This is a genomic window from Pedobacter gandavensis (assembly GCF_032678745.1).
Classification (GTDB): domain Bacteria; phylum Bacteroidota; class Bacteroidia; order Sphingobacteriales; family Sphingobacteriaceae; genus Pedobacter; species Pedobacter gandavensis_C.
The window spans coordinates 216,622-232,378 of the sequence record NZ_JAVTST010000004.1 but is presented as its reverse complement, the minus strand read 5'-3'; the positions used below and the strand labels follow the sequence as shown (position 1 = coordinate 232,378).

Sequence of the window (15,757 nt, the reverse complement as noted above, 5' to 3'; positions counted from 1 at the left end):
GTCTATTCTACGATCACAATTCCCTTTTGTAAAAGAGAATATTCGTCATTTTCATTTTTTAAATAAATCACAGGTTTCAATACCCGTGTTACCTTTAGACCAATAGTAGCATCCCCCAAAATACTGGCCTCCAGATCAGTATCGGTTAGCTGGTATTTACGGTTAATCGGGTTGATGACCTCGTAACCCATTAGTTCAAATTCATGTTTTAATCTTGTGAAATTCCGATCGGCGAATGTCTCATTGCGTGTTCGTAATTTTTGTTCGATTTCAAACAATTGATTAATTATCTGTATCATGTTCTTTGTTGCAATTCTACAAAAATAATTTTGATATTAAGTTCCTATCTTTGAGGTTTTAACGTAACTCAAAAACGAAAATTGTTATTCTTTAAATCACTCGAAAATATTGGTGTTGATCGGAATCAGCTTCAGAATATTTCTGATGAAGACATCATCCGGATTGAAAAGAAGCTGATTGCAGATCGAAACCTCAATAATAGCCTATCAAAGGATGATATTGAAAAGATACTTTTTATACTAAAGTATTACCGAGCAGAAATCAGGGCCATCACTTTTTATGAACACCTGTATTGCTTTCTCCGGGGTATTCCAGCTACTTATGAAGATAGTTTACGTTTTCATACTAAGGAGGAAGTACTTAGAATAAGAGAATTGATTTCCATACATTTTAAAGCGGAACTGATAGGGTATATTGTTCGGGATTTCAGGGAAAATAATTTCGATAACCTCAGGAAACTACTCAAATATCCAGACTTTTTAAACAAGGAACTCGAAGAGTTTATTATCCTTAAAATGGAGGATAAATTAGAGGAAGGCTTTACTGTTTTGGAACAAATGCCACCACGTAATGTGTTGACAAAAAAAGTTGGTTTTCTACGTAAAGAGGCTTTTTACATTTTGATGTATGAAATCCATCCAAGCCATTTTACCCCTTATGTATATCGCTTTTTAAAGTTTATAGTTGATCATGAAAAGTATACAGCACGAACTCCGTTCTTTGATGATTTGTTAACTTATCTAACTAGATACGGCTATGGTAATTCCAGGGTAATAAATGACATTTCTGTAGTCATGCGTAGCCATGGTGGACAAGACCGCTTTATTTACTTTTCAGTATTGTTCATGTTTGTAGTGGTTTGCCTGTTTGCATTTTGGATTTCTAATAGAGAGAAGGACAGTATCTCTCCGACGGATCAACAACATCTTGATATGATGGCTTTTGTTGAAGCTAGAGTCTTTCCCGTTCAGCAGTCAAAAGCTACAGATAGACTGCCCTTTATTGAGCCGGAAAAGTATAGTAATCCTTTCAACTCAGCCCTTTTTAAGGGCAATTCTTCAGCGATAAAACAGATGGGGGAGACGGGGGCACAGCTTCGTATTTTTAATAAGACACAAAATGAGTGTATTGTGCTTGCCTATTATGATGATCATTATCTTCCGGAAAAAATGGATTATGTGAAGCGAGTAGGATATGAACTGCCGGAAATTTATGCACTTTATATCCCAGAATATGAAAGCATTGAGGTAGATTTTCATATGTCTGTTCTGAGGTTATATATGGGAAAAAAACTAAAAGAGTTTAATACTTATCACGATGATGTATATCCTGACTCCATGGATCGGAAGTTTAGTGAGTTTAACAAAATAGATTCGACATTATTCAGGTATGGTTTAAGATTCATGAAAGAATGGGGAGAAGTACGTAGGACTCAAAAACTAGTGATCTCTCAGCCAGATCCAAAGCATTATCAGCTGGACTGGATCGGCAACTCAACGGTGGTTTATGGGGTAGGTAACCTTTATGATATGAATAATTTGGATACACTAAGAAAAGGTCGTCCATTGATTTTACCTGAACGGGATGTCCCTGCGACTCCAAAAGTAGCGAGGGAAAAAGATCCTGATATTTATTCTTTTTTGAGGGGCTTTTAATTATCAGTAAATTGTAAATCATGTTTTTTAAGTCATTAGCCCTTATTGGAGTAAGTCCTGAACAGCTCAAAACCATTTCAAATGATGATGTTGTTCGGATTGAAAAGAAATTAATAGCCGAGTACAAGCTGAATAATTCCCTGTCTAAGAACGATATTGACCGGATCATTTATATCCTTAAAAATTATCCAGCCGAAATCAATGCAATTTGTAATTATGAAGGACTTTATTCCATTCTGGCAGGAGAAAATTCTAAATATGAAGATTACCGGAGATTCCTTTTTCCTAAAGAAGAACGTCGTATTAAAGAACTAATCTCGGTTCATCTGAAGGAAGATTTGATCAGTTACATTGAACAAAACTTTAAGAATAAAAATTGGAGAAGTCTTATCGTTTTATCGGAGTACAAAATACTTTTTGAACCAGATATCGAACAACTGTTTCTTAATCGTTTGGAAAGTAAATTGAAAGAAGCGGTAGCTGATTTCAACCCTTCCCCTTCACTTTCTTTAAGAAAGAGAATGAACTATCTTAGGGAAAGTGATTTCTATGAATTGCTAAACAGAATAGATGCTGTTTATTTCAAGGATTACCTCTACGAATTCCTGAACCTTGTAGAGAAGCATCTCCATAAGACTGATGGTACGATATATTTCCATAAAATCTTAAAAGCAATGCTTTTCTATGCGCCTTCGGATCGTGTATTCCAGTATAGGCTAGATTATGTGAGTAGCAAAGTAGGCAACCCATTACTGTATCAGTGGCTGATGTTTATCTCAGTTTTTGCTATACCTGTGATCTTTGTTCTGATGATTATAGGCTTTCTTGGTAATGACAGGAGGATGGATAAAACAAAAAGAGTAAATCCTGTGGCGAAATTAAATCAAGGTCCTTCTAAGGAAGAAGAATACCTGATTGCAGAACAACACTTGAATATGCAGAATTTTATTGAAGCAAGAAAGTTTGCCGTTCAAGATTCTGATGCACTGAAATTACAATTACCTTTTCAGCCTATTAAGTATGGCAATCCCTTTCAACTTGATCTGTTTAGGTTTGATCTTGAATCTATCAAAAATCCAGGGAAGCATATGAATATTTTTAATGAGACCGAACGGGAATGTGTAGTGCTGGCCTATTTTGATCCAATTCCAAGTACGGATTGGCCAGCTAATGAACCAGAAATCCCAAGGATTTATGCACTCTATATTCCCAAAAAAGATAGCATTCAGATAGATTTAAAAATGTCTCATTTAAGGTTTTATATGGGTAAAAATCTTAGGAATTTTAATAACTACAGGGGCTATGTTTATCCGGATTCAAATGATTATAAGTTTAGTGAATTCATTAAAAAAGACTCTATTCTATTTGGATATAAATTTTGGATTACTGGTAAGGATAGCGTACTTGGCAAACAACAAAATCTGGTCATCTCAGAGCCTGGCCCGGAGCAGTATAAATTTACATGGACCGGTAAGTCAGGTATAAATTGTGTTCTAAGGGAATTGGATGGTTTTAATTATATAGTTGAACTTAAACGAACAAAGCCTCTGTTGTTTCCAGATAGTGCTAAATCTGCTTCTAAATGAGAAGATAAGAGTTGAGAACCTGAAGTTTTTTCATTCATGTGGAGTGATCACTGGTTCTTAAACTAATAATCCTTTGATCCCATCATTACTATGGCAAACAGAGGAGGCTTCAAAAATCGCAGGTAATCAAATCGCTTGAATTACGAATATCTATATCTAGACATTAATCGATTAAATTTCTGTTCTCAAGGAGATTTTCTTACTCTTTTTTGTAAGAATACGATTACAGTGTCATTTTTTTTTTATAACCTTAGGGAGTCTTTATGAATGAATAATATGTTTACTCAAACAGTATTAACTGATGAAGAGTTGCTTTTGTTATTGGAGACAGACGATGAAAGTGGCCTTAAGCTTATTTACGATCAATATTGGGAACAACTGTACCTCGCTGCATTTAGTATCTTAAGAGATGCTGATCCCTGCAAGGATATTGTGCAGGATGTGCTGTTGCAATTGTGGATCAGAAGAGCAAAGGTGAAAATTGATTCCTTAAAATCTTACCTATTTACCGCTGTTCGTTATAAAGTACTCAGCTATATTAAATCTGCAAGTAGTCGGAAGGTATTTATTGAGCCTGAAGAATTAGAAAAACTTGCTGGTTTCAACCTGATGAAAGATCGCCTGAATGAGCAGGATATAGAAAAGTTACTGGAGCAAGGGGTTGCGCTACTTCCTAAACGTTGTCAGGAGGTCTTTTTACTGAGCAGAATAGAACACCTTAGCAATAAGGAGATAGCAAACCGAATGGGCATCAGTGTGAAAACTGTCGAAGCCCAAATGTCCATCGCTTTAAAGCAGTTACGGATAGTAATGGGAGAAGTCCTTTTCTTTGCCTGTATCTGCTCCATTTTTATTAAATAATATTTATTTCATTTCTTCTTAGGGGTAAGGGTCTTTTAATTAGACATACTGGTATGAAGCCCCCAATTACAGATCTTGAGTTTAGAGCTTTGGCAGAAAAATGCCAGGAAGGAATTGCTAATGAAGCAGAATTAAAAGCTTTTGAGGAAGCTTATGAATTGCTGTCGACTAGACATACTTCTTGGGATGCTGCACTGATGGGGGAGAAAGCTGCGGTCCGTAACGAAATGTATGCAGGTCTTTTTGATCAGGTACATGATATCAAAAGAAAAAACAAGATTTTCTCGATCGGCCGGTACTTATCAGCAGCGGCTATTTTGATGATCGTTGGAATCTCGACTTACTTTTTCCTAAACAAAGTAAATCCACAAGATCAATCTGTAGCTTCTGTAATTGTTCCCGGTTCGAATACGGCAACATTGACTTTGGCTGATGGCCGGAAAATCAATTTAAGTGATGCAAAGAACGGTGCCATACTTGAGCAGACCGGCATACAAATTACAAAATCGGCTGATGGCCGCTTGATGTATAAAGTACAGGGAACAGAGGGGGCAACAGCTCAATCACTGACCTATAATACCATTGAAACCCCAAAAGGTGGACAATACCAGGTCATCTTACCGGACGGAACTAAGGTTTGGCTAAATGCCGTTTCTTCTTTGAGGTTCCCAATGTCTTTCGCCTCCTTATCAGAGCGGAAGGTAGAGCTGAGCGGCGAAGCCTATTTCGAAGTAGAGAAAGACAAAGCGCATCCCTTTAAAGTTGTTTCTGATGGCCAGGAAGTGCAGGTATTGGGAACTCATTTCAATATCAATAGCTACAAAGATGAAGGGGGAATCAAGACCACCTTATTGGAAGGTAGCGTAAAAGTAACGAGTAAAGGAACGAAGCAAGCAGAAGTCATCATTAAACCAGGTGAGCAAGCGATATTGAATCCAGAAGGAATAGAAATCGTTAAAACGGATGTCGAGCAAGTGATCGACTGGAAGAATGGAGATTTTATATTTCAGCATGAGAGTCTGAAAGAGATCATGAATAAGATTGGCCGCTGGTATAATGTGCGGGTGATTTATGATAAAGATGTGGATACTGCCCTGACTTTCTCTGCGCAGATTTCGAGGTCTAAAGACATTCCTGAAATTCTGAAAAGCCTGGAATCTACAGGTGAAGTGAACTTTGATATTAGGGGGACCACCATCAAAGTACGCAAGAATTAAAACACAAACACTACTGAATCAACTAAACCTATAATAACCTAACTAACTGAATTTTTAACCTAAACCAAACCGAACCACATCACAACCTTACTAAAATTTTTCATGAAGCGTAGCTGAAATAAGCCAAGAGTGCTGGAACACTCCTGGCTATAAATTTAATGCTATTCATCAGTCCCGGTATGATCGGGAATTTGCCTAAACAATTAATGAACACAGCGTGATGCCAGGGTACTTCCTGAGCAATGGCATTCACGTATTAAACTAAATCAAATGTATGAATTTTTACTTTAATAGCCTATGCCGGCCATCGGCAGGTATAGCTAAAATTTTTCTGGTAATGAAATTGATTATAGTGCTATTAACAGCTGGTATTTTGCAGGTTAGCGCAAATACCTATGCCCAGCGAATCACCTTGAAAAAGAAAAATGCCAGCTTGTCAAGCATTTTTAAGGAAATCCGAAAACAAGCAGGTTATGATTTTATTTACAGCGATCGAATGATCGAGAAAGCTGAAATCATTGACGTAGATTTTAATAATGTTCCAGTGGGAGAGGTTCTGAATAAGATCTTTGAAAACCAGCCTTTTATGTACGAGATTGATAAGAAGGTGATTGTGGTGAAAGCCATGACTGCAGTAAAGCAAGCTCGATTAGTGACTGGTAAGGTAACAGACGATAGTAACAATACTCTGGCAGGTGTATCGGTGAAGAGTCAGAAAAGTAATGAGGTGACGAAAACGGATAAGGATGGTAAATATGCCATTAAAGTGATGGACAACACCGATGTACTAACTTTTACTTATATCGGATTTGAACCTAGTGTGATGCCTGTTCTGAAAAGGGAAGTCATCAATGTTCAACTTAGAGCAACAGTCAGTAAACTAGAAGATGTAGTGATCACCGGTACTGGTATTGAGCGTAAAAAGGAAAGTTTTACCGGAGCAACTGCTACATTTTCTGGTGAGCAGTTAAAAACAGTAGGAAATAACAACATCATTGCGAGTTTGAAAGCATTAGACCCTTCCTTCAATGTGTTGGACAATCAAATTAGTGGTTCAAATCCCAATGTATTGCCTGATATCGAAATTCGTGGTAAAACGGGTGTAAATGCACTTTCATTGAAAGATGCTTTTGGTACTCAACCGAATCAGCCACTATTTATTCTGGATGGATTTGAAACCTCCTTGCAAATTATTGTGGATTTGGATATGAATACAGTGGCATCGGTGACCATCCTAAAAGATGCGGCTTCTACGGCACTTTATGGTTCTAAAGCTTCCAATGGGGTAGTGGTTATTGAAACTGTAAAGCCTAAACCAGGGAAAATGCAGTTCAATTTTACGAATGATATGCGATATAATGCGCCAGATCTGAGTGTGTACAATATGATGAATGCTTCGGAAAAGCTGGAATTTGAAAGACTTTCAGGAAAATATACGATGGATGACCCCTTGCAACAGTTGGGTTTGGATTCGATTTACAATGGTCATCTTCGCAATATTGCGCGTGGTGTAGATACCTATTGGATGAATGAACCGGTACGGAGCGTAGTGAGTCAAAACATCTCTGTTAATGCAAGTGGAGGAGATCCAGTGTTCCGATATGGTGTTGGATTTAACTATAAAATGGAACCGGGTGTAATGAAAGGTTCTGACCGCGATAGTTGGGGCGGTAATGTGAATTTAATTTACAGAAAGTCTAAAGTGAACATCAATAACTCGGTCTTTTTTAGAGGAAATATGAGTCATGAATCTCCTTATGGTCGCTTTGCGGATTTTGTAAATGCGAATCCATATTATGAGAAGAATACTACCAGTAGATTTTTGGACCAGTCTAAAACCTTCCGTGATAATTCTCAGACGAGTACTGTAGCCTTAAATGTACCGAATCCTTTATATAATGCTTCTTTGCCATTTAGAAATCAAGGCACAGGAATGGAGATTCAGAATAACTTTAACCTGATTTACGACATCAGTTCTAAATTAAAATTCAATGCTGGTTTTCAGATCTCGAAGGCTGTTGCAGACCAGGATATCTTTACTTCACCAGAGCATACCAATTATGCCAACAAGATTTTTTCATTGCGTGGGATTTATTCTAAGCAGAAATTGGACCGTCAATCTATGAGTACCCATGCGTTATTGACCTACGGGAATGTATTTGCAGAGAAACATGCACTTACTGCAAATTTAAGGGGGCAACTGGCGATTAACAATAGCAGTGCATCAACCTTTGTAGCACAAGGTTTTCCAGCAGGTGCTGAGCCTAGTTTAAAGTTTGCTTATGGCTATGCAGAAACGGGTGGGCCGAGTGCCAATAAATCGGAGTTCCGCAGTTTAAATGCAGTTGGATCAGTGAATTACGCTTATGATGAGCGTTTCTTATTGGATGCTTCTTACCGTATAGATGGTTCTACCTCATTTGGAGCCGTGAATCCATTCTCACCTTATTGGTCTGCTGGACTGGGTTGGAACATTCATAAAGAAAAGTTCCTGCAAAACTTTAGAGTGCTGAACCGATTAAGGGTGTATAGCAATATTGGAGTAACCGGTAATCAAAATATGGGGACGATTCTTTCCTCTTCAGTATATACCTATTTAAAAAACTATAACCAGTTTGGGCAAGGGGTAAAGCTGGATAAGTTTGGTAATCCAGATTTATTGGCACAAAAAACACAGCAAATCAGTAGTGGTTTGGAATTTGGTTTCTTTAATGACCGTTTAACTGGGTACCTGACTTCTTATAGTAAAAAGACGGATGATTTGGTAGTTCCCATAGATTTTCCTGCTTCTTCTGGTGTGGAAGATTATCAGATTAATATCGGGACCTTAAACACAAAGGGTTATGAGTTAAGACTGAGTTATGCGGTGATCAACAACCTTAAAAAACGCATGAACTGGAGGGTAACCCTAACTGGAGCAACCTTGAATAGTAAATATGGAGGTTTTGGAAATGCACTGGAAAACCTAAATACAGCCTTAGAAAAGAAAGAAAATTCGGCTGATTTTAATACCTCGAAAGCAATATTATCCTTAGAACGTTTCAAAGATGGCTACAGTCCTTATGATCTTTGGGCTTATACTTCTTTGGGCATCGATCCGGCAACAGGTCGTGAAATGTTTGTGACTGAAACTGGAGAACATACCTTAGATCTTGCTGGGGTAAAGAAAACAGTGGTGGGGAGTAGCAAACCAAAGCTGGAAGGTGTATTCACCAATAGTTTTAATTACAAAGGACTATCCTTATCAGTGATGATGCGCTATAAAATAAAGGGGGATGTATTCAACCAGGCTTTATTGACAAAAGTGGAAAACATTACCTACCAGGGAATTGCAAACAACCAGGACAAACGGGCCTTATACGACCGTTGGAAAAGACCAGGAGACATCTCCCAGTTTAAGAGCATCTCTTTAAGTACAAGTACTGAAGTCACTTCCCGTTTTATCCAGGAAGAAAACGTGCTCTCTTGTGAGTCGATCAGTTTGGGTTATACATTTAACCGTGGGGAATGGATGAAAACACTGGGCTTAAGAACCTTGAATTTATCCGGTTACACGAATGATGTGTTCCGCTTTTCAACGGTGCAAAGGGAACGAGGGATCGATTATCCATTTGCAAGATCAGTTTCTTTCAGTCTTAGAGCTTCATTTTAAATTAAAAATCAATGAGAAATCAATCTAAATATTTAATTGTGGTCATTGCTGCAGTAATGGCATTTTCATCTTGTAAGAAATTTTTAGAAGTTACTCCTGAAGATCGACTTACAGAAGATCAGGTTTTTAGTAACAAGAAAAATGTAGAGGCAGCGATCAATGGTTTATACCTAAGAGCTTCAACTGCTGGCTTATATGGAGAAAAACTGACCATGAGCATTCCTGAATTATTCGCTCAGCGCTATAATATTCCAGCAACACATACCAAAATTAAGTTCGCTACACTGAGTTTAACGGATGCTAACGTAGCCAAGGAATTGGAGGAAATTTGGAAGAATGCCTATAGCATTATCTTTAGTAGTAATGTGATCCAGGCGAGGTTGAATAGATCGCGAGGCATCCTGGATGCAAAAACTGATTCTTTATATCAGGGAGAAGTTTTGGCTATCCGTGCGCTATTGCATTTTGATATGCTTCGTTTATTCGGACCGATGTATAGTACTAAAGATTCGGTGCTGAAAAGTATCCCATATTGTTCGCAGAGTGATGTGGCGGTTACTCCATTTTTACCGGCTAATGTGGTGATGGGGAATATTGTTTACGATTTAAAAAAAGCAGAACAATTGGTTTCCATAGATACATCGAAGAATTTCGATAAAAGGTATCGGTTCAATTATTTTGCCATCAAAGCATTGCAAGCCCGTGTTTATTTATACAGAGGGGATAAAACTTCCGCCCTGGCTGCAGCGAAGGTGTTGATCGACAACCAAGCGAGATTTCCATGGGTGCTGAGAAATAATCTAACTGGAGAAAAAACCAATTCAGATCGGATCTTCTCCACAGAAATGATCTTTGGGGTCTATAATTCTGATCTGTACGCAGGTCAACAAAAAATATTTGGTGCCGATGTGGCGGCTAAAGATATTTTAGCACCACTGGATACTCGTTTAGCTGAGGTGTATGAAAGTAGCACACTTGACTATAGATATGGTTTTGCCCAGCTATGGAGAAATACAGAGGTGAAGTCTTATAAAACCTTTTTTAAATATGTGGATGTCGATGATAAATCTAAACCCTGGAGAAATACGGTGCCATTGTTGAAAAAGAGCGAAATGTACTATATCGCTGCAGAGTGTGAGTCGAATAAGGAAATTGCCATAGGCTATTTGAATACTGTTCGCCTGAATAGAAATATAGCGGGCCTCCCACTTACCCTGACTGATGTACAATTCAAGGGAGAAATCTTAAAGGAATACCAAAAAGAGTTCTTTGGGGAAGGACAATTGTTCTCTTATTATAAGAGAACTAATGCAGCAACTATCCAAAATGGGAGCCTTGCTGCTGGCACGATTGCAATGGATGCTACTAAATACGTGGTTCCGATCCCTGAATCAGAAATTTCTAACCGCAACTAATCATGAAAAATATAAATAAAATTACCCGTATCCTTCCGGTACTGCTGATCGCTTTATCTTTTGCCTCCTGTAAAAAGGGGTTGATGACTTATGACAACAAAAACGCTGATGTTTACTTTTCTGAAGCTGGAAAAACAACTGCTTCTCTGGCAACTGATTCTGTGTACATTTCTTTTTCTTATACACGAGCAAAAGACTCCGTTAAGAATATTGTAGTGGCGATAACTGGTAGCCCTGAAGATTTTGACAGGGAGTATAAGGTGGTGGTAAACCCATTGTCGACCGCTATTTCAGGAATCCATTTTGAGGCCTTGCCAGAAAAATTTGTGATTAGGAAAAATAAGCAAGTAGATACCATCAAGCTTAAAATGTTACGTACCGATGAGATGATGACCAAGAGTTTTTTCGTAAAGCTTGATCTACTGCCTTCGGCATCTTTCGGAACCAATTTTAATTCTCGGGCGATTTCCGGGAAAAAATTGAGCACGATTTCTACTAAATTGTTATTTGATGATTTGCTCAAAAAACCGAAGTTCTGGTCAGACAGTAGGTGGGGTGTTTTTACCAGGAAGAAATTGTTTTATGCCTGTGATTTTCTAGGCATCACTCCTATGTATTTGGATACTGATATATCTAATGATGAGGCGGTTGCTTTGCCGAGATTTGTTCAACGTCATTTAGATAAACTAAAATTAGAAGGAAATCCAGTTTATGAAGAAGATGGCTCATTGATGTCCATGGGTTCTTTATCACAATAATCACCTGTTATTAATTAAGAAAAATATGATATTTCAACATAGAATCTACCTCTTTTTACTGCTGTTTTTTACTGTGTTTACTTATTCTTGTAAGAAGGATCTGGGGAATTACAACTATCAGGAAATCAATGAGATCACATTTTCAGCAGAGCTGAATGGAAAATTAACGGCCTATGTGGCTAAGGACTTTAAGGTAAACCCTGTGCTTTCTTTTTCTAAAGATGAATCGGGTGATACTTCCCGTTATCGTTATGAATGGGTATATATCATTACATCAGGAAATCCTAATAGCGGATTGAAGGTATTGTCGACTTCAAAAAACCTAAATGTAATGATGAACTTGCCGGTGGGAACCTATGACAGTTTTTATCGGGTAACGGATAAACAAACGGGGGTTCAATTTCGTAAGGCCTTTCAGTTGGAGGTAAGGAATGAGTTCAATGAAGGTTGGCTATTCCTGACGGAAGTGAATGGACAGGCTCAACTAGATATGCTTTCTCAACAGCCTAACGGCGAATTTCTGGTCGTTAATGATCTGTTAGGTAAGCTGAATCCCGGACTAAAATTAGACGGAAAACCTAAATTGATCTATAGTTATAATACCGGCCCATTAAAGGGTTATGGGATCAATTTAAGTTATGGCGTTTATGTAGGGACGGACAAAAGTACAGATAGGGTACATCCCGATACTTTTCAATGGAGTACGAGTTATAATGTGAGAAAAGAAATCTTAGACTTAGAACTTCCGACAGATTTTCACCTGGACGCGATAAAAATGTCTACCGAATCAGCGAAGGCTTATGTAGTTTCAAATGCGGGGAATGTATTGGGATATGATAGAACGATTAACGTTAAATATGCTTCAGCCTTGAACTATGATAATGTGAAGAAGCAGACGTATAAGGTTGCTCCTTTTATTGGGGTGTCGGAGACTATTTCGACCATGCGTGCATTCTTTTATGATGCTGAGAATCGTCGTTTCATGAGACACGCTTCTCAATTTGATTCTAGGTTAAGTACAATTCTTGATCGTGATGGCGCAGATTTTAAGTTTAGCTATAACCATACGGGTATGGACATGCTGTACATGACCTGGGTTCCTTTTTCTACAGGTGAGATTGTTTCTGTTTTAAAAGATCCGGCCTCCGAAACCCGATTCCTGGCTTGTTTTGATCCGATCAACTACAAACAATCCTATTATGGTGAGGTGGTATCTCCTGAAATTGAAAAGGCAGAGAACTATGCCATTAGTCCTGATTTTGGATTTCTCTACTATTCGGTAGGTAGTAAACTTTATCAATACAATAAAAGTTCGGTGCCTGCTGAAGCCAAGCTCGTACTTGATGTTGCTCCTTCTAAAATTAGCTTGATTAAGTTTCAGGCTTATCACAACAAAACTAAATATAAGAACAGCGATAAATTAATGGTTTGTAGCTATGATCCAGGCTTGCCTGAAGGTCAGAATGGAAAGGTGGAACAATATGACGTGATGCTTGCTGCACAGGGTATACAGCTGGAAAAAACTTATACCGGATTCGGTAAGGTGATGAGTATGCACTACAGAGAAAGATAAACACAGAAATTATGAAGAAAATATTAGCAATAGCGGCTGCATTATGCGGCTTAACACTATCCTCTGGGGCCTTTGCTGAAGAGGGGGGTAAAACCTTGGTAAAAGGAGAGATGAGTGTGCAAGATGGTGCGGCCTCTCTTTTTGTAGAAGGATTTGGTATGAGCCAGAAGGGCCGTACCAATTTCAAGAAGGGGTTTTTTAGTATGGAAACAACTCTTAAAGCGCCTACATTTTGTATTTTAACCACCACTGATCCAGTGGTTAAAGGTTTTGTGGTTTATCTGAAACCTGGCGATGACATCAGCATTGCGGTAAAAGATAAGCAGGTAGTGATCAGTGGAAAGGGAAGTAAACTAAATCAGTTTCTCTTTGACATCAACCATAAATACGACTATATGGATCCGCGTTTTAGCCCAAAAGAGGTCTATACTCAGCGTGTACATGCAATCAATTCTTCTAGTGATGAAGAAGTGAAAAGCAACAAAGCTGTTTTGATCGGCTATACGCAAGGTTTATACCTTGATAAAGTTTTCGGGAAGTACATGGAGTCGAAGGTGAGTGGTGAAGTTGATGAGATTAACAAACATCAGTTTGATCATTTCGACCTGCGTTTGGTACCAGAAATTGTGAGCTATTACAATTGGTTTAAAACGATAAATGAGATCATGTTCGCTAAAATGGAAACAGGCAAACTTAAAGTGAGTAGTTCTAATACTTGGATTGCTGATTTTGCAAAGCGTATTGAGGATCAGAAATTAAGAGAAGCGTATGTGGTTCAGTTGCTGGATTTTGCCTTTTTGGAAGAGGATGTTTTTGCCATAAAGGAATTGGCGAAGGAAACTATGCCTTTGCTGAAAGACCCTGCTAATGTTGCGAAAGTAAATGCGACTCTTGCAAAAGCAGCACAGAATACCCGTTTTAACAATGCCTTACCAGGTAGCGATTTTAGTGCCCATACTTTCCAAAAACCAGATGGTACAGCGGCAAAAATCAGTGATTATAAAGGTAAATATATTTTTATCGACATCTGGAGCACTTGGTGCCATCCTTGTGTTGCGGAAATGCCCTTCTTGAGTAAAATTGAACATGAAATGGCAGGAAAGGATGTGGTTTTTATCTCTTTAAATGGGGATAAACTGGAAGATTACTGGCAGAAATTCATGAAGAAAAGAGGATTGAAAGGAGAACAATTATGGATGCCGGGTGGTCTTGGAGCAGCGCCTTTCTTTAACCAAATCGGTAAAACAGGGATCCCTAGATTCTTAGTCCTGGATAGAGAAGGTAAAATGTTGAATGCAAAATGTTGTTTACGCCCTTCAAATCCTGTGCTTAAGGTGTATTTGGAGGAGCTATTGTCGAAATAATTAAATATAGAAAAGATGAAATTGATATTCACGCTAGTGGCCTTGTTTATGGCTCAGGTTTCTTTTGCCCAATTGTCGGAGATCCGCGGACAAATGAAAAACAGTAACCAAAAAGACATTTCACTTTTTAGAGTGGAAGATGGTAAGCCGGTATTGATGGCCAATACTGAAATAGGACCAGATGGTGCTTTTGGCTTTTTATTTAGCCCATTAAATGAAGGTTTTTATGCGGTTGGTCATGTTAAAATCGAACAAGGCGCTTTGTTTCCATTGTACCTTAAAAAAGGCGACAAGACGGAGATTGCAATTGATAAAAGAAGGATGCAGTTTGTTGGAAAACAGACGCCTGAGAACACGGTGCTCTCTTCCTGGACCAACCTTAGTCAGGAGTTGAAAGTTAAAGCCTTGTACTTTATGGAGACGCCATTGAGTACTTATGAAGATTTTTTTCCTGAACTGACCAGGGTTTCGGCCTTAACCAATGATTTTAGAAAGTCGATCAAGACTAAGAATGAAAATTTCAATAGACTGATGACTTCGCAGACTTATTTTGATATGGATTATTATGCGATGCACTTTATCCGCACGCCGCGTAAAATACATCCGACCAAAGATCTTTACCCAGCCTATTACAGCTCGATTGTAGTAGACAATAAGTTCAAAAATGATGATGTTTTAGCCTCTTTATTTGGGGAAGCTTTAATCAATAGTTACGCAGATTATGCGGGTGGAAAGAATACTAATATTGATGATAGGTTGAAGTTTTTCTCTACGGATAGACAAAAGGGCGTTTACACGTTGTTCAAGATGTTACCTAAGGTTCAAAGTTATCCTCAGTACGAAGGTATGCTTAAGAGTTTTGGTAAGTACTTCGAGTCAGCGAGCTTGAAGAAAAGGGTAGATGAGCTTGGTGCTAAATTGTACATCACTACTGCTGGCGGTAAAGCTGTTGATTTCACGTTCCCTGATCAGAATGGTAAATCCGTTTCTTTAACTGATTTTAAAGGTAAAGTAGTGGTTCTGGATATCTGGGCTACCTGGTGTAATCCTTGTAAAAAAGAAATTCCTTATTTGAAGAAATTAGAAGAAGAGTTTCATGGTAAGGATGTGGTTTTTGTGAGCATTTCTACCGATGAATTGAAGGATAAAGATAAATGGTTGAAAATGGTGGCCGACATGAAACTTGGCGGGGTACAATTGTATGCCGGTGGATTTGCGAATAAGGTAACTGAGTTCTATAAAATCAATACGATTCCGCGCTTTATTGTGATTGATAAGAATGGCATTTTGGTGAATCCAAACTCGCCGCGTCCTTCTGATCCAAAGTTAAAAGCTTTGTTGGAAGTTGAATTGGCAAAATCTGTAGCTAAATAACC

General features: G+C 38.3%; 11 protein-coding genes. 10 read left to right on the top strand and 1 reads right to left on the bottom strand.

What is annotated here, in order from left to right:
• Nucleotides 1–2: 2 nt before the first annotated feature.
• Nucleotides 3–299, bottom strand: coding sequence for a hypothetical protein (locus tag R2S10_RS15230; protein ID WP_316841279.1), 297 nt, complete (start codon nt 297–299; stop codon nt 3–5).
• 81 nt (nt 300–380) lie between these two features.
• On the opposite strand from R2S10_RS15230, the gene R2S10_RS15225 reads away from it, so the two are divergent.
• From R2S10_RS15225 to R2S10_RS15180, 10 genes are all read left to right on the top strand, one after another.
• A complete protein-coding gene (locus tag R2S10_RS15225) occupies nt 381–1,955 on the top strand; it encodes a hypothetical protein (protein ID WP_316841278.1) in 1,575 nt (524 codons plus the stop codon).
• Nucleotides 1,956–1,975: 20 nt separating this feature from the next.
• Nucleotides 1,976–3,541 carry a hypothetical protein gene (locus R2S10_RS15220; protein ID WP_316841277.1) on the top strand — a complete coding sequence of 522 codons (1,566 nt, stop codon included), beginning with the start codon at nt 1,976–1,978 and terminating at the stop codon, nt 3,539–3,541.
• A 276-nt stretch (nt 3,542–3,817) separates the two neighbouring features.
• Nucleotides 3,818–4,402, top strand: a complete 585-nt coding sequence (locus R2S10_RS15215) for an RNA polymerase sigma-70 factor (protein ID WP_316841276.1) — start codon at nt 3,818–3,820, stop codon at nt 4,400–4,402.
• A 53-nt stretch (nt 4,403–4,455) separates the two neighbouring features.
• Nucleotides 4,456–5,619, top strand: a complete 1,164-nt coding sequence (locus tag R2S10_RS15210; protein WP_316841275.1) for a FecR family protein — start codon at nt 4,456–4,458, stop codon at nt 5,617–5,619.
• A 337-nt stretch (nt 5,620–5,956) separates the two neighbouring features.
• Nucleotides 5,957–9,271 (top strand): SusC/RagA family TonB-linked outer membrane protein, encoded by a 3,315-nt coding sequence (locus R2S10_RS15205; RefSeq protein WP_316841274.1) that lies wholly within the window; start codon nt 5,957–5,959, stop codon nt 9,269–9,271.
• An 11-nt stretch (nt 9,272–9,282) separates the two neighbouring features.
• Nucleotides 9,283–10,686, top strand: a complete 1,404-nt coding sequence (locus R2S10_RS15200; RefSeq protein ID WP_316841273.1) for a RagB/SusD family nutrient uptake outer membrane protein — start codon at nt 9,283–9,285, stop codon at nt 10,684–10,686.
• Between the two features lie 2 nt (nt 10,687–10,688).
• A complete protein-coding gene (locus R2S10_RS15195; protein ID WP_316841272.1) occupies nt 10,689–11,444 on the top strand; it encodes a DUF4843 domain-containing protein in 756 nt (251 codons plus the stop codon).
• Nucleotides 11,445–11,469: 25 nt separating this feature from the next.
• Nucleotides 11,470–13,017, top strand: a complete 1,548-nt coding sequence (locus R2S10_RS15190; RefSeq protein ID WP_316841271.1) for a PKD-like family lipoprotein — start codon at nt 11,470–11,472, stop codon at nt 13,015–13,017.
• An 11-nt stretch (nt 13,018–13,028) separates the two neighbouring features.
• Nucleotides 13,029–14,381 carry a TlpA disulfide reductase family protein gene (locus R2S10_RS15185; RefSeq protein WP_316841270.1) on the top strand — a complete coding sequence of 451 codons (1,353 nt, stop codon included), beginning with the start codon at nt 13,029–13,031 and terminating at the stop codon, nt 14,379–14,381.
• A 15-nt stretch (nt 14,382–14,396) separates the two neighbouring features.
• On the top strand, nt 14,397–15,755 hold the full coding sequence (locus R2S10_RS15180) for a TlpA disulfide reductase family protein (protein ID WP_316841269.1): 1,359 nt from the start codon (nt 14,397–14,399) through the stop codon (nt 15,753–15,755).
• Nucleotides 15,756–15,757 lie beyond the last annotated feature (2 nt).

Coding starts and splice junctions, on each gene's coding strand:
- R2S10_RS15230 (WP_316841279.1), bottom strand. CDS start 299: ATGATACAGATAATTAATCAATTGTTTGAAATCGAACAAAAATTACGA.
- R2S10_RS15220 (WP_316841277.1), top strand. CDS start 1,976: ATGTTTTTTAAGTCATTAGCCCTTATTGGAGTAAGTCCTGAACAGCTC.
- R2S10_RS15215 (WP_316841276.1), top strand. CDS start 3,818: ATGTTTACTCAAACAGTATTAACTGATGAAGAGTTGCTTTTGTTATTG.
- R2S10_RS15210 (WP_316841275.1), top strand. CDS start 4,456: ATGAAGCCCCCAATTACAGATCTTGAGTTTAGAGCTTTGGCAGAAAAA.
- R2S10_RS15205 (WP_316841274.1), top strand. CDS start 5,957: ATGAAATTGATTATAGTGCTATTAACAGCTGGTATTTTGCAGGTTAGC.
- R2S10_RS15200 (WP_316841273.1), top strand. CDS start 9,283: ATGAGAAATCAATCTAAATATTTAATTGTGGTCATTGCTGCAGTAATG.
- R2S10_RS15195 (WP_316841272.1), top strand. CDS start 10,689: ATGAAAAATATAAATAAAATTACCCGTATCCTTCCGGTACTGCTGATC.
- R2S10_RS15190 (WP_316841271.1), top strand. CDS start 11,470: ATGATATTTCAACATAGAATCTACCTCTTTTTACTGCTGTTTTTTACT.
- R2S10_RS15185 (WP_316841270.1), top strand. CDS start 13,029: ATGAAGAAAATATTAGCAATAGCGGCTGCATTATGCGGCTTAACACTA.
- R2S10_RS15180 (WP_316841269.1), top strand. CDS start 14,397: ATGAAATTGATATTCACGCTAGTGGCCTTGTTTATGGCTCAGGTTTCT.